This is a genomic window from Pseudomonas sp. MUP55, assembly GCF_034043515.1.
GTDB lineage: Bacteria > Pseudomonadota > Gammaproteobacteria > Pseudomonadales > Pseudomonadaceae > Aquipseudomonas.
In genome coordinates, this window is record NZ_CP138214.1 from 3,939,218 (window position 1) to 3,961,538 (window position 22,321).

Sequence of the window (22,321 nt, forward strand, 5' to 3'; positions counted from 1 at the left end):
TCACCGGTGCATCACGCTTCGCTGGCGACGCGAGCCTGGCGCTCACGAACGAGTGACGGCGCCTTTTCCTTCTCTTGCTCCAGGCGCATGCAGCTTTCCAGGAACAGGTACATATAGTCGTAGCTTTTGCACACCGCCTGGCGCAACTCCACCTGCAGAGACTTGCCCGGGTTCGTGCCGGCCAGGGTGCAGATGATTTCCAGGGCTTCCCAAGGGTGCGCGTCATCGTACTGGGCGTGCATCTTCAGCCATTTCATCGCGCGCTTGCGTTCTTCCTCCGGGAAGGCGGCGGCATACACGCCGGTAGAGCAGACCACGGCGGACCATTCCCCGGTCGCGCCTTCGATGGCGTAGTTGGTGGCGGCAATCGCAACGATCAGCGAGTCGGCAGAACTGGTGTGCCAGCACCAGTGACTCAATGCGTGCAGTTCCGGTGGCACTTCCTGTGCTTGCAGCTCATCAAGGCTGACGCCGTGGGCACGCGCCCAGTTCACCCAATAATCGGCGTGGTTCAATTCCACGCGAATATTGCGCATCAGCCAGCGTCGCGCCATGTCCTCCCCAGGATGACGGGCAAACTTGGTCTTGGTGAGGTTTTGTGCCATGTACAAGGCAAACTGCTCCACCACAGGCCAGCCACCGATCAGGTAGTGGCGCATGGTCTTGGCGCTGAGCGTGTTATCGCGCATGCGCTGATACAGTTCGTGTTCGACAACCCGACGCTTGCTCTCGCTACAGTCCTGGATCAGTTGCTGCGCCCAGGTGGGGTAACTCGAGGCTTCCATAAGCGGGCCGGTTCTGTTGAATGCGTCGATCACTGTAGGGCTCCTTTTTAAGTGTGATGTACAGACCAGCAAAGTTTCAGCGGAATGTGCCGGGCGCCTTGAATAACAGGGGCTGTGGCCGCACGGGTCGGCACTGCAGGCTATCAAAGGTAAACAGTTGCGGACGCTCGATCAGGTAGCCTTGAGCGTAGTCCACACCTATCTCAAGTAACGCCTGTTCGATCTGCGACGTTTCAACAAACTCGGCAATGGTGCGTTTACCCATGACATGGCCGATGTGATTGATCACTTCGACCATGGCGCGGTTAATCGGGTCGTCCAGCATATCCTTTACGAAACTTCCATCGATCTTCAGGAAGTCTACAGGTAAATGTTTAAGATAAGCGAACGAGGACATTCCGGCGCAAAAGTCATCCAGGGAAAAATGGCAACCTAACGCTTTGAGTTCATTAATAAAACGAATTGCACTGCCTAAATTGGCGATAGCGCTGGTTTCAGTTATTTCAAAACAAATCATTTCCGGCGGAATGCTGTAAGTGCCGAATTTATCACGTAAAAACCCGAGAAAATCATCATCGCCAATGGTTATTCCTGACAGATTAATCGCACACATGGCCATAGGTCGGCCCGGACGCTCGTGCATGCAACGCGCAATGATCTTGAAGACGTTTTCAACTACCCAGCGATCCAGGGACGTCATGAGGCCATAACGCTCGGCGGCTGGAATAAAACTGTCGGGCAGAATGATTCGCCCCGCTTCGTCGTGCAGCCGCAGCAGGATTTCGACGTGCCCATTGCCCGCCTCGGTATGGCCCAGCGGTGAGATTTCCTGGGCGTACAGGCAAAAGCGATCCTCTTCCAGCGCCATGTGCAGGCGCTGCACCCAGGCCATCTCACCAAAACGCAGGGACAGCTCCGAGTCATCGGCGTGATACACCTGCACCCGGTTGCGCCCCTTTTCCTTGGCCATGTAGCACGCCATGTCGGCGGCGCGCAGGGAAGTTTCCAGGGTGGTCGGGGTTTTTGAGATATGCACCAGGCCGATGCTGACGGTGGTCATGAACGGTCGACCCTTCCACACAAAATGCAGGCTCTGCACGGTGTGGCGCAGGCTCTCGGCGATCTTCTCGGCCACCGATGCCGGGCAGTTCTCCAGCAGAATGCCGAACTCATCGCCGCCCAGCCGAGCCAGGGTATCGCCTTCGCGCAGGTCCGATTGCAGCAGCGCACAGATGTGGCGCAGCAACTCGTCGCCCGCCGCGTGGCCGCAGGTGTCATTGACCAGCTTGAACTGGTCCAGGTCGAGAAACATCAGGGCGTGGCGGCCGTTTTTCTGGCGCGCCACCTGCTGCAGCACCTGCTCCAGGCGGTATTCGAATTCACGGCGATTGGCCAGGCCGGTCAAGGCATCGTGGGTCGCCTGCCACGAAAGGTTGGCGATGTACTGGCGCTCCTGAGTCATGTCATGCAGCACCAGCACCGCACCACTGACCTTGCCGGCGCTGCGAATCGGCGCACCAACCAGGGTCACGGAGACGGTACTGCCGTCCAGGCGCTGGATCAGCTTGGAATGGTCACTGCCGCCACTGAGGTCGCCTGTGATGATGTGCTCGATCAGGGTAAAGCCGTCCGGCTCGGCGTTTTCATCCAGCAGCTTGAACAACGCCGCCAGCGGCAGCCCCTGGGCGCGGGCCGAGGTCCAGTGAGTCAACGCCTCGGCGGCAGGGTTCATATAGGCAATCGCACCGTCCACGTCGGTGGTGATGACACCGTCGCCAATCGATTCGAGGGTGATCTGCGCCCGCTCCTTTTCCGCCTGCAGCGCATCGGCGAAGGCATGGCGCTGGGCGAGCAATTTGTGGGTGCGCAGCAGCGCCAGGACGATCAGGCCCAGCGCCGTGGCCAGGTTGGTGATCAACAACAGGCGCAGGATCATCCGTGACCCTTCACCCAAGGCATCACTGAACGCCTTGGCGGCCGGTGTCACACTCTCGTTGATCGCAGTGATGCGTGCCTTCCACTGGCGCACATCGTTGGCATTGACCCGTTGCGCGACGATGGCACCGTGCATTTCCCGGGCAAGGTCGTCCAGTTGCAACAAATAGCCGTCACCCACCGTCCACAGCTCGATGGCTTTTTCCAGGTAGCTGAAATGGCGAAAGTTGAGGTACAGCCAGATCAGGCTGGAGACGTCGTCGGGGTGGTTGCCACCCTTGATGATGCCCTGGCGGGCGGCGGCGATATCCGGCGTGGGGCGATCCAGAGCGATGCGCAATTCATGCCCGCCTTGTGGCACGGCAATGGCCTGCTGATACTTGAGGTAGGTAGTCGCCTCGCGATTATCGGCGTAGAGGGTCAGGTAGTAGATGGCATCCTTCTGGCCCTTGGACCACAGGCTTTCGCCTGCCACATAGCCACGCACCGCCGAGAGCACGTAGAGACTGACGCAGCCTAACAATGCCTGGAACAGCACAACGGCGATAAAGGGCCAGACAATGCCCAGCAGCCGTGGCGTTCCGAGAGTCCGCTTTTGCTTCATGAAGTCCCTTGCACATGCACAGCTCAATACGCACGCGAAAATCCGCTCCCGATCGCACAGCCTAAGCTAAATCACCGCACTTGTTGCAAGTGTCCATACAATTTGGCGTACAGCCCGCCCTCGGCTATCAACTGCTGATGGTCGCCATCCTCGGCGATACGCCCGCCATCGAACACCAGCACCCGATCAGCCTGTTTCACCGCTGAAAGCCGGTGGGCGATAATCAGTGTAGTACGCCCGCTGAGAAAGCGCGCCAGCGCCTGGTGCAAGTTGTACTCGGTGGCTGCATCCAGCGCCGAGGTGGCTTCATCCAGAATCACCACCTTGGGCTCAGCCAGCACCATGCGGGCGATGGCCAGGCGCTGGCGCTGTCCACCGGAAAAGCGCACGCCAGAGCGGCCAACTATGCTGTCCAGACCCAATGGCAAGGCTCTGACGGTAGCGTCCAGCTGGGCAATCTCCAGTGCCTGCCAGCACTCCTGGTCCGTACGTTCGCGGCCCATGGTCAGGTTGGCACGCACGGTATCGTTGAACAGCGCCGGGTGTTGCAGCACCACCGCGACGTTTTCGCGAATGGTCGCCAGGCCGACCTCCTGCTGGGTAGCGCCGCCAAACCGAATGGTGCCGGCCTGCGGCGTGTAGAGGCCCAGCAACAGTTGCACCAGGGTACTTTTGCCGCCGCCGCTGGCACCGACAATTGCAACCTTCTCACCCGGTGCGATGATCAGGTTCAACTGGTCGAGCACCAAGTCGTCGCCATAGCCGAAGTCCAGGCCCCGCACTTCGATGCCCACCGTCGCACGCTCGCTGAACGGATCGGTACCACCCGCGTATTGCGGCTCGTCGGCGCGGGCCAGCAGCTCGTTGATGCGCGTCAACGCACCGCCCGCCGCGTAGTAGGCATATTGCAGGTTGAGCAATTGCTCCACCGGGCCGATCATGAACCACAGGTAGCTGAACACCGCGAGCATCTGGCCGATGGACAGGTCGGAAAACAGCACGGTGAGCATCGCCGCTGCGCGAAAAATGTCGATGCCGAACTGGAACAGCAAGCCACTGGCACGACTGGAAGCGTCGGTTTTCCATTGCGAGTGAATGGCATAGTCGCGCACTTCCTGGGCCCGCTGGCCCAGGCGCCCGAGGAAAAAGCCCTGGCGGTTACCGGCGCGCACTTCCTGAATGGCGTCCAGGGTTTCGGTCAGCGCCTGGGTGAACCGCGAGGTGCTGTCGTTTTCCAGCTTCTTCAGGTGTTTGACGCGCTTGCCCAACTGCACCGTGGCGTAGATCACCAACGGGTTGAACAGCAGGATCAGCAGCGCCAGTTGCCAGTGCATCCACACCAGGATGGCCGAGGTGCCGAGCAGGGTCAGCATCGCCACCAGAAAGCGGCTGAGGGTTTCGCCGACGAATTTGTCGAGGGTGTCCAGGTCGGTGACCAGGTGAGTCGTCACCGTGCCGCTGCCCAGGCTTTCGTATTCGCCGAGGGAAATGCGCTTGAGCCGTTCGATCAGCCGCACGCGGATGCGGTAGACGATGTCCTTGGCCAGCCGCGCAAACAGCCGCGCCTGCACCACGTTGAACACCAGTGCGCCGCAGCGCAGGGCCAGGGTCACCAGGAGCATCAGGCCGATATAGCCAGCGGCCTTCTGCCAGCCCAGCGGCAGGAAGGTGTTCATCACCTTGAGCGCGGCATCGCCACGGCCCAGCAGCACTTCATCGACCAATAGCGGCAGCAGCAACGGGATGGGGACGCTGCACAAGGTCGCAAGTACCGCAACGCTATTGGCGATCCACAGGGATTTCTTGTGACGCAGCGCCAGGCGGCGAATTTCCGCCCAGGTCAGACGGTCGGTACGCTTTGATTCAGGCGCGTCAGGCTGATCATGCACAGGCAGCTCGCTCCAGCCATCGGCCCAGCAAAGGCGAGAGCTCGGACAGCGGCTGGTAACCGTTGGTCAGCAGGGCCAACTGGCCATTGCGCTCGGCCAGCAAGGTCGGAAAGCCGGCAATGCCCAGGTCCTGCACCCACGTAAAATCGGCGGCGGTGGCCGCGTGCTGTTCGGCGCGATCGAACTCGCCGGCAAACTCGATACGCGGGATGCCAGCCTGCTCGGCCAGTTCCACCAACACGTGGGCGGAGGTGACGTCGCGGCCCTCTACATAGAACGCTTGCTGGATCAGCCCTAGCAGCCTCCAGGCGCAATCGGGTGCCAGGCTGCGCGCCGTGACAATGGCACGGCACGCAGGCTCGGTGTCATAGACAAACCCATCAGGCAACGCACCCTCGCGCTTGAACGGCTGGCCGGTGGCGTCGGTCACCGCCTGCCAGTGCTCGAGGATATAGCGCCGGGTGGTCGGCTCCAGCGCCGCGCCGCTACCGGTGCGCAAGCCGCCCACCACCAGGTGCAACTCCACACCGGCCGCCTGGGCCTGCTCAACCAGCGCCTGCGCCACCGGGGCAAAGCCCCAGCACCAGGAACACATCGGGTCCATTACATAGAGCAGGCGCGCGGGCATGGTTCAGGCCTCGGAAGGGGTTTGCTTGTAGTTGAAGCCAATCGGGTGCGGCATATTGCGGGCCTTGGCCAGTTCGATCTGCTTCTGTCGGTCGATGGCGCTGCGCCGGGTTTTCTCCGGAAGCTTATCCCAGCAATGCGGGCAACTGATGCCGGCCACATAGTGCTCGGACGCACGGTCTTCGACGCTGACCGGTGTGCGACAGGCATGACATTGATCGTAGTCGCCTTCGCTCAAGTCGTGGCGCACCGTCACGCGATTGTCGAAAACAAAGCAGTCACCCTGCCACTTGGTCTCTTCCTGCGGCACCTCTTCGAGGTACTTGAGAATGCCGCCCTTGAGGTGGTAGACCTCGCCGAAGCCTTCACTGAGCATATAGCTCGAGGCTTTCTCGCAACGAATGCCACCGGTGCAGAACATGGCGACTTTCTTGTGTTTCGCCGGGTCGAAGTTGGCTTTGATGTAGTCGGGAAATTCGCGAAAGCTTGTGGTTTTCGGGTCGATCGCGCCTTCGAAGGTGCCGATCGATACTTCGTAGTCGTTGCGAGTGTCGATCAGCAATACTTCGGGGTCGCTGATCAGCGCGTTCCAGTCCTTGGGGTCAACGTAGGTGCCGACCTTTTTGTTCGGGTCGACGCCTTCGACGCCCAGGGTCACGATTTCTTTCTTGAGCTTGACCTTGGTGCGATAGAACGGCTGGTCGTCGCAGTACGACTCTTTGTGGTCGATATCGTCCATGCGGGGGTCGTTCTTGAGCCACGCCATCAGGCCGTCGATGCCTTCGCGGCTGCCGGAAACGGTGCCGTTGATGCCTTCTTCGGCGATCAGCAACGTACCTTTGATGCCGTTGTCGACCATCGCCTGCAGCAATGGCTCGCGCAGGGCGACGTAATCTTCGAGGGTGACGAACTTGTACAGTGCCGCCACGACGATCGGTTGAGTCATGGGTGTTCTCTCCAGGTGGCTACCCTCGTAAAGGGTGAACCGGATGCAAAAGGACGCCGGCCAGGCGGCGCGGCGCGCATTCTAGCAAAACCACGCAGCCACCGCATCGACACGCAGTCGCTGACAGTGCTCGACGCCCTGGCGGCGATCGGTCTCAGCGGTGTGGGTTGCGTATGCCTTCCACTCGGTACCGCTGGCCACCGAGATGTTTCAACATCAAACGATAGGCACCGCGTCCACGCGAAGCGGCATAGCCATGCAAATCTGCGGACCACAGTTGATCTTTGTGAGAATGCCAGTGAACCGCGCCCAAACGCCCTTCGCCCAAGTGGCTGAGGGTAAGGGCAATACTGCGGCCCTCGCGGCTCAGTGGATCAACATTTCCAAGCGCCAGAGTATCGATCTGCATCCGTGGGGCATCGGCTCTCGCCGCCGTCGGCGCCACCATCGGCAGTTGGGCTGGCGCTTGCCGAGCACCGCGTGCACGGCCGGAGCCGCCAACCTGTGTCGTCGCCCCAGCCTCGAACGCGCTTGGCCCCACCTGCCGGTTGCTCGCGGAAGCGGACTCACGCTCGGGTCTTCGCAGCAGTACCGCGCCATAGCCCATGCGTTTCAACTCGGGCATCGGGTTACGACTCCCCGTCAATATGCCTTCGACGTCCCCCGGTTCGCCCACAGGCCCCGCATAGCCATAGATGGACCCTTGCGGTGAATAGACGTAAAGGGACATGCCTCCCTCAGCAGGGCGGCGCGCATAGGCAAAATTCACCAGCCGCTCCGTTTCTTCGTGACTCAATTGCGTCTGCTGCGCCAACTTGATCGCCAACTCCGAAATATCCCTGGCGAATTGTTCTTCCACTTGTTCTGCGGCCCTTGCCACGGCCTGCGGTTGCATTTGCTGATAGGCACTCAGGCGACTGGCGCCAAACAATACACCGCCCACCAGAGCCCCAACGGAAGCTCCCAGCGTCGCATTGCCAAGCAGCGCCCCCGCGCCCAGGCCCAGCAAGACCAAAAGCAGGAGGATGACAGTACCGCCCTGGATTTGGGCGCTTTCCACGGCAGCCGGCTGCAGCCCCATCGAATCAACGAATGTGACTGGATTGTTATACGCCATCAGATAAGGATTGAGCGCTGCTCCCCCACCTGCAGGGTCCGGGCTTATCCAGCGCTGCAGCCACGGGGCGTAGTAGCGAAAACCGTAGTAGTACAAACCGCTGGCGTCACGCTCTTTGCCTGAATACCGGCGAGTCTTGTAGCGACCCTCTACCTCGCTGCGCGACGCCCACCACGCCGTCCCTCCATAGGGAAAGTAACTCTCCTGGCTCAACAACTGCGCCTGCTCGCCCAACTCCAGCCCATGACTCGATTGCTGATCCGTCAGGCAAAAACGCAGGGTTTCATCAGCGGCCTGCTCATCGAGCCCCAGTTCCCATTGCACCACCTCAACCGTGCACCGCGCCACTTCCAGGCGCACTACATTCAGCCGGCGCAACGGCTGATGGCGGATCTCCAGGCCTGGCAAGTAATACACGCGCGCGGTCTGCCGACTGCCGGCCACCTGCTGATGGGTGAGCTTGAGCGCACGCTGGCCGTCGCCTGCGTATACATAGGCCTCCTCGTCCGGATCGCCCTCCTCTCGTAGAATCGTCGTGACGTTAGTCAGCTGATTACGCACGTTCCACGTCATCGGCAAGCTACGCCCCAGCTGTTGCTGATTGCCGTTGGCATCAAACCCCTGGGCCAACTCAGCCACCGGATGTTCACTGGACAGCGCACGATTGCTGCCGCTTGCGACCCGCATTTCACGGGTGTAACCGACGCCGCTGGAGGGCACATGACGCAGCCGTGTCAGGTTGCTCCCCTCGTCATAGGCATAGTGCTGGGTGTAATTGCGCCATAAACCGGTATCGGTCGAGCCGAACGAAATACGTGGGGGCAATGCCTGGCCGATGGCAGCGGCGGTACTTTCCCGGCCCGTGGCCTGGGTCAGTTGGTACAGCGAATCGTATTCATAGCGACATGAAGCCTCCACTTGCGTGTTGTGGCTCCATTTCGTCGGTTGCGCCCGATCCTGCAGGTTTGAAATGTTTCCCACGGGATCATAGTCGTAGCTCAAATCCTGCAGCGGGGCCGCCAACTCATTCTTGCGGTACGCCATCAGCCGGTGCATACGGCCATCCTCGGCCCGATAGGTCGCCGTGCTGGTCACGCCATTCCCCAGCACCGCCGCTTCCACCTGACCGGCGGCATTGTAGAGGTAGCGTTCTATGACGGTCTTGCGCGTGACACCTTTCAAGGTGAGGTGAACATTCTTTGCCTGCCCGTCCAGCCCATAGGCGAACTGTCGGGCATTTCCCTTGGCGTCGACCTGTTTCACCGTGCCGCCAAGGGCGTCAAGCGTCCAGCGTGTGGTGTATTGCGCACCTTCCAACTGCTGGTCCTGGTCGGTCCGGGCCGGCGGCCAATCCACCCCGCCTGGCGCTTCGCGAAACCGCCGGGTTTGACCTAGCACTTGCCCGGTCATTGCGTACGCCTCGAACACCTGAGTGCCCGCCGGGTCGGCGTGGAGTAGCAGACGTCCACTGCGGTTAAGAGCGACGTGCTCGGGCGTTGGCGTGGCATACACCAGGCGTTCGACACACCGCGGTTGCGCTTGGCCGGCAGCTTGTTCGAACACCGCCACCGGACGCTGCAAGGCATCGTAGTCGTGGCGCTGATGGGCACCCCGCCCGTCCCAGGCATGCAGCAGTTGGCCCGCTGCCCCCGCCAGCATCAACCGCGTGCCGGCGTCCACAGCCTTGCTGCGAATCAGCGTACCGGACAGGCTGTACACCGACACCTGATTCGCCTCGGTCGACGGTTCGCGCGATTTACGGGTAAGCAGGCGTGGGTCCCATTGCTCGAGCAACAGGCCGCTGGCCCCATAGACGTGGCGCCTGACGCGGGTTGTTGGCGCAGCCTCAGAGGTCGCGCGCAGATAAGCGACGCTGCGCACGGTCAATCCACGGGGATCGAATGCTGCAAGCGAGGGCGTATTTCGATGAAGTGAAGCAGACATGATCAGATGACCTGTATTCGCACAATGGTCGGCAAAGCCTAGGGTTCATGTCTCGCACAGAGGCGGTAACGGCGTATGGACGCCTCGCTCGGTGGGGGCCGGCGATGCCTGTAAATAGCTATGCCTGACCCCGTTAACCTGCGTGATAGCGTTTTTCATTGCCCACCGGCCCCATCGGCGGGCGTGAAGGAACGTATGAATATGCCAACCGACAGCCGCTCCTTGCTCGAGCAACTAATTGATCACACACGCACTCCCGCCTCCGGTCGGGACGATTTCAAGACTGCGCTGCAGCGCCTCAAGATTCATTCGGTATTCGATATTGTGCGACTCGGCGAACAGGCCTTCGCTGAGCAACTGGCCATCCACAACGACGACGATGCCCACGCGGTGTACCGCAAGGCTCAAAGCGCTGCAGCGCAACTGGAAAGATTGTTTCGCGAGCAGCAAGTCTCGCCGGACCGCTCATCCCTGGGCGATAACCAAGATGTCGCCGCCGATAGCGATGCCACCTACCAGGCCTTGTTCAAGGAAAACTGGGAACAGTTCTGCGCCAGCTCGTCCATAGCCGCGGTCGATTCGCCGGCTGCCTACTTGCGTGCGCTTTATCTGTTCGCCCTGCAATTGGAAGAGAACGCCAAGGGGACAGACGCGATCAAGTTGTCGAAGCGGCGTGAGGACCTCAAGGAGCTGGTGATTGACCAACACAGCGCTGCGGAGCAGGTACCCATGTTGGCAATCGTCAATCAGACCTTGCTACGCAATATCGTGGGCGCCAACGACAGTGACGCCTACGCGTTACTGAGCAAGACCTGGTACCCGTTTGCGCTGCCGTATCATTTCCACCACCAGCAATGCCGGCTGGGCCTGTCGGGCGACAGGCCGATGTTGGGGGAATTGAACTATCGCATCAGCCGCCAGTTGCCCCTGGCGGGAGAAACCAGCGCTTATGGGCAAGTCATTACCCAGAATAACGAGGTCCAATGCCTGTTATCCGGGTTGAGTCCTGAACAACAGACAATGCTGAAAAAGGACTGGGCGACGGCGCAGGACACGCAAAATTTCTATCGCACGTACTTCAACTGGACGGCTGACAAGGAGCCGGAAAACGTCACTGACTTTCTGCAGCATACGCAACTGGATGCCGAACAACTTCAAGCGCTGCTGGCACAACAGACACAAACACCGCGCAAATCGCCCAACTGCAAGCAGAACACCGATCTCACTTACGGTGCCTGTTACATCAACGGTGCGACTGCCCCTGATGCTGCACCTGCTCCCGCGATCAGCCTGGACAACGGCACCCCCGCCAAGCTGGTCAACGTCAGCCTCGAACGCTTCGACAGGCTGCAACGAATGATTCGCCTGCAGCGCTGGCTCGGCCTGCCTTTTGCGCAACTGGACACGTTGCTGGTCAGTGCCATGCGCTGCGAAGGCGCCAGCAACGCCGGATTGCTGATCACCCATAACACCCTTCGGGCGCTGGGGGTCTTTTGCTATCTGAGCAAGCGCTACAGCGTGCAAGCCGAAGAGTTTGCCGCCTGGCTCCATCAGTTACCCGTTCACGCCTCGGGTGAGCGCGTGTCTTTGTTCGATCAGGTGTTCAACCGCGCAGGCTCCGCACTGCCGCCCCTGTATCTGGACGGCCATGCATTCGACGCAACGACCAAGCAACAGCTCTGCGCCGGGCTGGGCCTGCAGGACGATTCGCTGCAACTGCTGATCGCCGATAAGGCAGCAACCCGTACGATCGAGACCGTCAGCACACTCTATCGGCAAGCGCGAATCGCTCGCGTGTTCGGCTTGTCGGTCATGCAATGCCAGCAACTGGCGCAGTTGCTCGGCAAGGCGAGCTTTGTTGCGCAACTGCATCAACCAACGCTGCGCGCCACGCCGAACGGCGCGAGTGACTTTCTCGATATGCTCATGCACCTGGAATGGGCCAGCCGTTGGTTCAAGGAGAATGGCAACAGCCTGTCACTGCTAAGGCACCAATTATTGCTCGATCAGCAGGTCCAGGACCCGGCCATCACCCTGCTGTTGAAAGAGTTCGCGGCCTACGATCAGGGTTCTCTCTCAAAACAGTTGAAGTTGCTCGATCTTCCCCAACAATCCAAAGATGAAGAAACTCGCTTACCCGCCGTGGACTGGGAAGCACTGGCCCAGCAAGTACTGAAAAAAATGCGCTCAAACAGGCCCATCGAGGTGGCGCTCGACGAGGTGCTGTCTTCCGTTGTCATCAGCACGCAATCCACACGCACTGCCTTCATCATCAAAGAAGTCAAACCCAAGCTTGAGAAACTGGTGAGCACCGTGCGTGATGAATTATGGGCGTTGTACACGCGCCTGAGGGACATCATCCGCGCCGTACCCCAACTGCCAGGCGATGCCACCGGTCATGAAAAATATGACCATCACGGCCATTTCCTGCGCTTATACGCGCCCGCTGCCCCTGCCCCGCAAACCCTCGGCTACTTGATATTGCTGCTGCCTCACGCCGTCGATGTTCTGCGATTGCCGCTCGGCCGCCTGGCGCTGGATCAGTTTCTGATAAACCCGCACTGGCTGGACAGTGACTATCAAGCGTCCTCGTTACTTGAACTGACCCCGCACACCTTGTACCTCATGCAGCAATTCAACCATTGCATCGACCGCTTTGGCCTGACGGAAGAACAAATGCTCGAATACTTCAGGCAAGCCAACACACTGCCCAATGGCGCTGCACGAAACAACAGTGACGAACTCAACGAGCATCTCGCCCGTCTGTGTGGCTGGAGTGCCAGCGAAATAGACATCTTCAGCAGCAAACTGAGTCCGCCACGCATCACCTCCATGGACCGCCTGGACTGGCTGCTGCGCTGCTGCCAAGCCAGCACCGCAACCGGCCTGTCGGCCGCCCTGCTGATTGCAGCCAGCCAACTTGAAACCGGCTCGACATTCGCCCAATGGAAAGCCGTCGGTGATGCGCTCACAAGCGTGCATGCCTACGCCTCTCCCACTGCCGACCTGCTCAAGGATTGATCATGTCCCACTCGCTTGAACAACAGCTTAATGAAAGCCTGCGCGACGCCATGCTCGCGTACTACCTCACCCATAAAGTGCCTGCGGCCCTGAAGACAACAATCAGCACTGCCGATGACCTTTACGCGCATTGGTTACTCGACGTACAAGTCAGCCAAGCCGTGCCAACCAGCCCGATAGCCTGCGCCGTTTCCAGCCTGCAGCAATACATCAGCCGTATCGAATTGGGCCTGGAGCCGGGTTACGAACACCAGGGCATGACCGCGCAACAGGGCAGCCTCTGGCGCGAACAGTTGCACACCTACCCGCTGTGGCATGCCAGTCAGCAACTGCGCTACCACCCCGCCAACTATCTGGACCCGACGTTACGACGTGACAAGACCGACAGTTTTCAACAGTTGGAAAACGACCTCAGCCAATACCGCATTCAAGCGGACACCGTCGCCACGGCGGTTCAGCATTACCTGGCCAGGTTCGAGGAAATCGCCAACATACGCACGATCAACGGCTATATCGACGCAGACTTGAGCAAGCTGCACAGCGGCACCTATTACTTCGTCGGTAAGTCGAGTTCCGAGAACACCTATTACTGGCGCACTCTTCACCTGTCCAGGCGCTCCGGCGCGGTGCTGTTGCCGGGCGCCTGGTCAGACTGGAAAAAGATCAACCTGTCGGTGTCCGATGCCACCGCAGAGCAAAGTATCCGGCCGGTGTATTTCAATGGCCGATTGTTTTTCATCTGGGCCGAATGCATCAAACCCACCCCGTCCAGTTCGTTTAAACCGGCGCAATCGGATTCGGAGGACGAGGAGTATCTGGACGATTGGATCAACACTCACTACGTAAAATTTCGGCTCAATTTCTCGTATAAAAAGCACGACGACAGTTGGAGCGTGCCCCAGGCGTGCATTGAGCAGCATTGCGCGACCGAAGACGTTAACGCATCGAGCGCCGAGCTGCTCAAAAGCATTACGCAAACGGTCGCAATCGTCGACAGCAGCAGCAGCACGCCTGTCCTGTTTTTAAGTGTGCTCGCCACCAGCCGAAAAGATCCTAAACAGCAGGGTCATTTCATCGGCAAATTTTTCCAGGCGGTTCATCTCGACCAGTCTTTCAATATCACCACCGTCGCCGATGGCGGCAGCCCGGAGCGCTATCGCGTGCGGCCCGGTTCAAAGGTAGCCATAGAAATAAACCGGTTGCTGGAAACCTTCGATCCGTCCCAGAAGACCAAAGTCAGGGCCACCGTCAAGGGTGAGACGCCACACACTAACGGGTATTACAACGAATTGCTGCCTGACAGCTCCCGACAATTTCTCACGCTCTTTGCTCACAAGAACGAGGGCAACCTGCAGTTCAAGATAGCGCCGGCAGCCGAGCACACGATTACCATAACGTCGCAAAAGGTTTTCAACGGCTTAGATGATTGGAATTTTGAAAATAAACAGACAAACATAAAAGACACCGACAACACTAACGTTTTCTTCGATTCAAACACCCAAGAGCTTGTGTTTTCTTCTGTCCTCAAAGAAGGTTTCAAACAGCCATACGCCGTCACATTAACCAAACAGCAGGGCACCACTATCACGTTAATGACCAATGATACGCTGGACGACTCGAAAAAGACTTGGGTTAAACTGAGCAAGGGCTCTGCCATCACGGGTGCATCAACAAACCTGCAAACTGACTTGTACGCACTTTATCTCAAAAATCCAACTACACAGGAAGAGTTTCCCAACGCCATATATGATGCTGAAGGGGCGCTCTTTACCCCTGTAGTTGACCCGAAAAACGCAGGCAACCTCTTGTTGGAAAATAAATTCATCGACAAGAGCGCTTTCGTAGATTTATACACAAACAAAAGCTTTCACATCGCCCTCAACCGTTATGGCTTTTACAATAACGAGGGTAGAGGAAAAAAGCTACATTCACAAAATGTGTTATTGGTCGAAAAGGCAGAAGTATCCACAGTCAAGTTACGCGCCTATAAACACGTCATCATGAGCGCGAACTTCAAAAAATTCCCTTTTACTGAAACCGTCAGTGCCAACTCTCATCGCATCATCAACTTTCAGGACACCGATCACGAAAGCCTCACCGGGTCCAGTCCCGAATTGCCTGCCGGTCACAGAGTCACGACGCGCCTTCCGGTAACACAGCAGCAGCTAACGTCCGGCATCACCCTGGTACATGGCGTGGTGACCTTTGGGCCTAAGGAGGAAAGCACGAAAATCCTTGGCAATGCGTTGAACACGGCAACCCTCAAGCTGACAACACATGTTGCTGACCCCGCGCTCAACCAGCAATTGGCGCCGACAATCAAGAGACTCGAATCGGACACAGGCATCGCCGAATTCATGGACTTCTCCAACAACTCGGCAAGCCTCCCGGAGGGCATGCCCACCACCCTGCGCATGAATACCTGTTTTGCCGCAAAGCTGGTCCAGGCGGCCAATATCAGCCTTGAGCGGTTGTTCTCGTTGACGCCAGAAACGTGGCAGGAGCCTCCACTCACACCGGGCGGCACCGCAGAAGGCATCGACTTCAAGGGGGCCAATGGCAAGTACTTCTGGGAACTGTTCCTGTACGTGCCCTGGCTGATAGCCCATCGCCTGAATCAAGAGCAACAATATGCACAAGCGCAAGCCTGGCTCGGCTATCTGTTCGACCCTGGGCGAGCCGCCGATGCTTCCGGCCACCGGCCTGCCTTTTGGGGATTGCGCGAACTCACCCGTAATGATCGGTTGCCCGGTTACACCAGCCACGATCCCCACAAACTGGCAATACACGCACCCGTGCATTTTCGCAAGGCGATCTACCGGTTTTATCTGGACATCCTGCTCAATCGCGGCGATGCCTACTATCGCCAGCTCACCCCGGACAGCCTGACCCAAGCCAAACTCTGGTACACCCGCGTCCGCTATTTCCTTGGCGCACGACCCAAGGTCATCACCACTGAACCGTGGGCGCAAATCACCCTTGCCACGTTGGCAACGCAGGGCTCTGATGCCTTGAAAGAATTTGAGCAAACAAAGCCGAAAATCGACGTCAACCTGTCGCTCGAAGGCGACGCACGGCCTTGGCTCCCGGCCACCGACAATCTGCGCCTGGCCTTCAACGCCGAGCTGGTGACGCGCTGGGACAAGCTCGACAGCCGTCTGCACAATCTGCGGCACAATCTCGACATCACCGGCAAACCCTTGCGCCTGCCGCTCTATGCGGCCCCGCTGTCGCCTCTCAAACTGATGGCCAGCCAAGGCAAGGGGGCATTTGGCGAAAGCCATGCAGCGTCGTTCATCGACGCGCAGGTCGGCCATTATCGCTTCCAGGTGATGTTGAACCACGCGCTTACGGCCACCGAAGCGGTGATTCAATTCGGCAATACGGTGCTGACCCTGATTGAACGCAAGGAACAGGCGGAATATTTGGAGTTACAGCAACAACAAGCGTGGGACCTGGCCAATATCGTCGTGACCCAGCAAACCCAGGCGTTGCAGGTCGACGCGAATAACCGCCAGGCACTCCACGCCAGTCGACGCATGATCGAGTCACGGATGCATTACTACACGCACCAGCTCACCGAAAGCATCAGCCCCGGTGAACTCCAGGCAGGCGCGCTCTACCTGACCAGTACCGGGTACGACACCGCTGCTTGCGTCGCTGCCGCAGGGGCCGGCATCGCGATGGTGGCACCGAATATTTTCGGCACAAGTGTCGGCGGCTCGCGCTGGGAAGGGCCGTTCTACGCCGCCCAGGCCATCGCCCAAGGCGTTGCTACGGCGCTGCGCGGCACCGCCGCGGACCTGGATCGTTCCGAGCAATTCAACCGCCGGGCGCAAGAGTGGGCCCACGCCCAGGATCAAGCCCGACTCGAACTGGCCCAGGTCGATGCCCAATTAAACGCCTATGCCGAGCAGGAAAAAGCCACGCGCCTGCAATTGCGCCTGGCCGAGACCTCCCTGGCCCAGGCCTGGTCGAACTATCAGTTGCTGGCCAAGCGCTATTCCAAGGCACAGCTGTATGACTGGCTCAATGCTCAACTGAGCACGTTCTACTACCAGGTCTATGACCTCAGCCTCTCCCTGTGCCGCACCGCGCAGGCATGCTGGCATTACGAGGTAGCGGACTATGAGCGTACGTTTATCCAGCCCGGCGCCTGGAACAACAACTACCGTGGCTACCTGGCGGGTGAAGCCCTGAAGCTGTCGCTGTTGAACATGAACACGGCCTATCTGAACCAGAACGTGCGGGATCTGGAGATCGTCAAGACCATTTCCCTGCGTCACCGCCTGAACGCGTGCGAACTGTCCTCCCCCTCGACCGACACCTCCCAGACGCCGCCCTCCCCTCCTGAAGACAAGTGGGTCGCTCATAAACGCCAACTGGTCAATAAAGGCACGTTGTGCTTCAAATTGCCTGCGGCGCTGTTTGAAGAGGACTATCCAGGGCACATCCTGCGACGGATCAAAGGCATCAGCGTGTCGTTGCCCGCAACCCTGGGGCCTTATGAAGACATCAAGGCGATACTGACCCAGACCCGCAACGAAATCGTATTGCCCACAGGCCAGGTGCGCACGGACATGCGTGCCCATCAGCAAATCGCACTGTCCACCGGGCTGGATGACAACGGCCTGTTCACCCTTACGTTTGACAGCAACGAGCGTTATTTACCGTTCGAATACACCGGGGCGATCTCCGACTGGACCCTGGAATTTCCCAACCCGGACCGGCAAAAAGCCGCCCTGGAATCAATCAACGATATTGTCATCCACCTGCGCTACACCGCCAGGGCGACCGCTGCCAGTGGGGGTAAGGCATGAGCGACGACACGCTGAAGCTGCAGGTCAACACGCCGGCCCTGCCCAAAGGCGGTGCGGCCATCCAGGGTACCGGTAAGGGTTGGGGCGATATCGGTTCCAGCGGTACGGCAAGCTTTGAAATTCCCTTGCCAGTCTCCCCAGGGCGCGGCTATGCGCCGGCCATGTCGCTGACCTACCAAAGCGGCGCGGGTAACGGCCCCTTCGGCCTCGGCTGGGGGGTGCACCAGCCCGCCGTCAGCCGGCGCACCTCCCACGGCGTGCCAGGCTACACGACGGACGATGTGCTGGTGGGCCCCGACGCGCAAATCTGGCTGCCGGAACGCGACGCCAAGGGCGCGATCATCAGCAGCCGCCTCGCCTCGTTCAATGGCTTGCCACTGCCCATCGCGTATACGGTGACCCGCCACTTCCCCAGGGTCGAGAGCCGCTTCGACCGTATCGAGCACTGGCAATCGGCAACCGACACAGCCGGCTTCTGGCTGATACAGAATGCCGATGGCAGCCAGCACTTTTACGGGAAAACCGCGCTGGCCCGGATTGCCGACCCGGACCAGGCGCACCATGTGGCGCAGTGGCTGTTGCAGGAAAGCCTGAATGCCCGCGGCGAGCACATTTATTATCACTACCAAAGAGAAACCGACACTACGCGCTACCCCAGGGACTGCCGCGCCCGGCATTACCTGCAAAGCATCTGCTACGGCAACTTCACCGCCAAGGAGCAAGAGCAGCTTTACCTCTGGCAGACCGACGATAAAACGGACGTGGGCTGGCACTTTCAATTGCTTTTTGACTACGGCGAGCGCGCCCTTGAGCTGGATCAGCGCCCGACGTATGGGAAAACCCGGGCATGGCCGGCACGGCCCGACCCCTGCTCGGATTTTGCCTTCGGCTTCGAGTTGCGCACCCTGCGCCGTTGCAGCCAGGTCCTGATGTTTCACCACTTCCCCAAGGAAACGCCCATGGGCGCCGACCCGGTGCTGGTCAAGCGCTTGCTGCTGGAATACCGCACCTCCGGGCATGTCAGCCTGTTGGGCGCGGTGCATGAGCAGGCCTTCGACAGCGCCGGCAATAGCGTGAGCCGCCCGCCGCTGGAGTGTTTTTATCAGTCGAGCCATCTCAACGTTGACCCTGGCCGTTACCAGCCATTCAGTGCGTTGCCCAGGCTGCATGACAGCACGCGTTATCAACTGGTGGATCTCTACGGCGAAGGCCTGCCCGGTGTGTTGTACCGCACCGACAAGAGTTGGTATTACCGCGAACCACTCAGGCCCCAACACTCGCCCACCAGCGACGAGGTGAGCTACGGCTCGGCGGTGGAATTGACGCGGGTGCCGGTGGCCGACAGCAGCCGGCCCATCCACCAGGCGCTGGCCGATGTGAGCGGCGACGGGCGTCTGGACTGGCTGGTGGCCGGGCCCGGAATGAGCGGTTTTTTCAGCCTGGACGAACAGCGCAACTGGTCAGCCTATACGCCGTTCGATGCATTCCCCTCGGAGTTCTTCCACCCCCAGGGCATGCTCGCTGACTTGATGGGATCAGGCCGTCATGACGTTGCGATGATCGGCCCGCGTAGCGTGCGCCTGTATGAAAATCGCCGCGCTTCCGGCTTCGCACCCGCCACCGAGGTCGCACATAGACCCGACGATGGCTTGCCGATCATTTCTTCCTCGCCCAACGAACTGGTGGCGTTCAGCGATGTACTTGCCACGGGCCAGCAGCATCTGGTGCGTGTTCGGCATGACGAAGTGAAATGTTGGCCTAACCTGGGTCGCGGCCGTTTTGGCCAGGGGTTTGTATTGGCCACATTGCCGCTGCGTTATCGAACGTTCAACGCGGCGCATGTACTGCTCGTCGACCTTGATGGCGGTGGCGCGACAGACTTACTGTATTTAACGGCAACTCACCTGCTTATTTTCCTCAACAAAGGCGGCAACGGCTTTGAGACACAGGCGATCAACGTCCCGTGGCCTGAGGGCGTGCAGTACGACGACCACTGCCAGGTCAGCGTTATCGACGTGCTCGGCCTGGGCTGTCCGAGTCTGATCCTGACCGCCGCTCACCAGACCCCCCTTCACTGGCGCTACGACTTTTTCAGCCACAAGCCCTGGCTGCTCAGGGGCACCGACAACAACATGGGCGCCCAGGCGGTGCTCAAATATCGCAGCAGTGCCCAGGAGTGGCTGGACGAAAAACGCGAGCTGCATGCCAAGGGTCAGCCTGCGGTCAGCCAGTTACCCTTTGCGCTGTTGCTGGTCAGCCAACACACCCAACGGGACGAGATTACCGGCAACCAACTGACCCAGAGCGTGAGCTATCGCCAGGCTTACTACGACCGCCAGGACCGCGAGTTCCGTGGCTTCGGGCTGTTGCTGCAAACCGACACCGACAGCCGCAAGGGCTCCCCTCCCACGCCCGGTTCCAGCGCCCCCGTGCTCAGCAAGACCTGGTTTCACACGGGAAGATCTTTCGACACGCCCACTCTCGGCCATAGCCCTCACGACCCAAACGCCAAGGCTTGCGGGCCCACACTGGTCAGCCGCCACAGGGCGGCGCCCCAGGCGCTGCCGCTGGATCATCATGACGACTTGATCAGCGCTCCTGCGCCAGCGCTGGCACGCGACGTGGCGCGTGCACTCAGTGGCGCGGTGCTGCGGGTTGAGGTGATGGCGGCGAACCCGGCGCACGGCGTGGTGCCCTATTCGGTCAAACAGCAGCGGTATCTGGTCCGCGAACTGGCGCCGGCCAGTGTCCATACGCCGTACGCCCGGTTGCTGCCATTGGCGCTGGAGTCGATCAGCTATCAGTATGAAGGCGTGGCAGACGATCCCGTCTGCCAACACCAGATCAACCTGCGCTGGGATGCCTATGGTTGCCTGGTGCATGGCGTGACCCTGCATTACGCCCGCCGTACCAGCGCCGACGACACGCCACCCGCCGTGCTCGTGGATGAGCACCAGCAGCGCTGGTGGCGCGATACCCATGACAGCGCGCAACAGCTCTATTACCTGAGCGAAACGCTGGCGCAGCCGATTCACCTGGACGACGCCCAGCAGTGGTGCCTGGCCTTGCCCTACCGCCAACGACACAACGCCCTGGTGCTCGGCAAGGCGCCTGCCCCTGGCGGGCTTGACCCTGCGCGTATCGCCTATGAGCTGTTCATCGACACCCGCAACGGGCCATTGGCCGCAGGGGCCAAACGCACACTGAGCGGCTTGTCGGTGCAGCGCTACCGGCAGGGCGGTGGCTTCGGTAAAACCCTGGAGCCTGGGGTCGCCACGGCCCAGGCATTGGCCGATTACCTGGAAACCGCCGAGCTGGATGACCAGGCCCTGAATGCTTATAACGACATCCCGGCCATGCCCAACCAACCCACGGTGGATCTGGTGCAAAAGCTCACCGACGTTGGCTATCGCCCCATGACGATGTTTTTTCTGTTCGACGGCGAGACGCCGCCCGCGGAAAATCGCCTGTGGTCGATTCGCCGCCACTTTCCCCGTTATGACAAGCCCAGCCGGTTTTGTCGGTTGAGGGCGCTGCGGGCCACCGAGGCCCACGGCGAAACGAAGCTGCAATATGACCCCTACTTGCTGCAAACCGTGCTGGTAAAAACACCCGACGGTTGCGTGACCAAGGCCGAATACGACTATCGATTGCTGCTGCCGACAAAAATCGTCGACCCGAACGGCACTGTTCAAGAGGCGCTTTATGATGGTTTCGGGCAGTTGCTTGCCAGCAGCTTTCACGGCCATGAACAAGGCCTCAAGGCGGGCTTTGCCGCTCTGGACAGCTACCGCCCGCTCAACGATATGACGCCCGGGCTTGCCGTCAAACAGGCGCAAAGCGTATTGCAGGACATGGCCAGCGCACACTGCTACGCCCCGTTCAGCTGGATGGGCAGCATCGACGTGGCCCAGGTCAAGCCCGAGTGGATTACCGAGGCCTACCTGCTCCCCGGCGGGCATATCCGCATGAGCGCGCGCGCGCGCCTGAGTGGCACTCGCCAAGCACTCGGCGACAGCGAAAAACAACTCAAGGCGTTGATCGATACGGCCAGCCGGACGCCGGTACATGGGCTCATGCTGCAAGCCGACCGCTACCCCGGCGATGCCGAACAACAGGTCCGCATGACCTTGACCTGCTGGGATGGCTTCGGCCGTTCATTGCAGACCAAGCAGAAGACCGAGCCAGGCCTGGCCCATGCGGTCGACGACAAGGGCAACTTGATGGTCGACAAGCTGGCGGATGCATCCGGCATCGTGAAGAAGCAGCTGCGCCAAGTGCATGCCGACCCCCGCTGGCGCGTCAGCGAGCGTGTCGAATACAACAACAAGGGTCTGGTCATACGCGTTTACCGCGCGTATTTCGCCAACAGCCACGCCTACGTCAATGATCGCTCCATGCGCAAGCTGGGTCACAGCGATCGGCAATTGTATGACCCCCTCGGGCGTCCGACACAGACCTTCACCGCAGCAGGGTTCATGCGGCGTACCACCTATTGGGCCTGGTACACCGTCAATGAAGACGAAAACGACACCTATGAAGAGCTGAACGTCGCCCAGGTACCGACCAAAGAACCCTGACGGGTCAGGTATCGTCACAATTTTTTCGTAAACGCCAGACTTGCATGATGGGC

At 59.8% G+C, this 22,321-nt stretch carries 9 protein-coding genes; 3 read left to right on the forward strand and 6 right to left on the reverse strand.

Annotated features, from left to right (window positions below):
* Window positions 1–11 precede the first annotated feature (11 nt).
* The 6 genes from SC318_RS17730 to SC318_RS17755 all read right to left on the reverse strand — a co-directional run bounded on the left by SC318_RS17730 (window position 12) and on the right by SC318_RS17755 (window position 9,847).
* A complete protein-coding gene (locus tag SC318_RS17730; protein ID WP_413817648.1) occupies window positions 12–785 on the reverse strand; it encodes an iron-containing redox enzyme family protein in 774 nt (257 codons plus the stop codon).
* Between the two features lie 76 nt (window positions 786–861).
* A complete protein-coding gene (locus SC318_RS17735) occupies window positions 862–3,324 on the reverse strand; it encodes an EAL domain-containing protein (protein WP_320427852.1) in 2,463 nt (820 codons plus the stop codon).
* Between the two features lie 71 nt (window positions 3,325–3,395).
* Window positions 3,396–5,213, reverse strand: coding sequence for an ABC transporter ATP-binding protein (locus tag SC318_RS17740; protein ID WP_320427853.1), 1,818 nt, complete (start codon window positions 5,211–5,213; stop codon window positions 3,396–3,398).
* Window positions 5,206–5,841 (reverse strand): DsbA family protein, encoded by a 636-nt coding sequence (locus SC318_RS17745; protein WP_306493857.1) that lies wholly within the window; start codon window positions 5,839–5,841, stop codon window positions 5,206–5,208. The genes SC318_RS17740 and SC318_RS17745 overlap by 8 nt, the downstream gene beginning before the upstream one ends.
* A 3-nt stretch (window positions 5,842–5,844) precedes the next feature.
* Window positions 5,845–6,786 carry an oxygen-dependent tRNA uridine(34) hydroxylase TrhO gene (locus SC318_RS17750; RefSeq protein WP_320427854.1) on the reverse strand — a complete coding sequence of 314 codons (942 nt, stop codon included), beginning with the start codon at window positions 6,784–6,786 and terminating at the stop codon, window positions 5,845–5,847.
* Window positions 6,787–6,940: 154 nt separating this feature from the next.
* The gene (locus SC318_RS17755; RefSeq protein ID WP_320427855.1) at window positions 6,941–9,847 is read right to left on the reverse strand and encodes an RHS repeat-associated core domain-containing protein; all 2,907 of its coding nucleotides are present in this window, start codon (window positions 9,845–9,847) and stop codon (window positions 6,941–6,943) included.
* Between the two features lie 195 nt (window positions 9,848–10,042).
* Here SC318_RS17755 and SC318_RS17760 point away from each other — a divergent pair, with 195 nt between their 5' ends.
* Genes SC318_RS17760 through SC318_RS17770 form a run of 3 tightly spaced genes read left to right on the forward strand, consistent with a single transcriptional unit; the run spans window position 10,043 to window position 22,268 of the window.
* Window positions 10,043–12,868 (forward strand): Tc toxin subunit A, encoded by a 2,826-nt coding sequence (locus SC318_RS17760; RefSeq protein ID WP_320427856.1) that lies wholly within the window; start codon window positions 10,043–10,045, stop codon window positions 12,866–12,868.
* A 2-nt stretch (window positions 12,869–12,870) separates the two neighbouring features.
* Complete coding sequence (locus SC318_RS17765; protein WP_320427857.1) at window positions 12,871–17,688, forward strand: Tc toxin subunit A-related protein; 4,818 nt, start codon at window positions 12,871–12,873, stop codon at window positions 17,686–17,688.
* Window positions 17,685–22,268, forward strand: coding sequence for a SpvB/TcaC N-terminal domain-containing protein (locus SC318_RS17770; RefSeq protein WP_320427858.1), 4,584 nt, complete (start codon window positions 17,685–17,687; stop codon window positions 22,266–22,268). Before SC318_RS17765 ends, SC318_RS17770 begins: the two co-directional genes overlap by 4 nt.
* The last annotated feature ends 53 nt before the right edge of the window (window positions 22,269–22,321 follow it).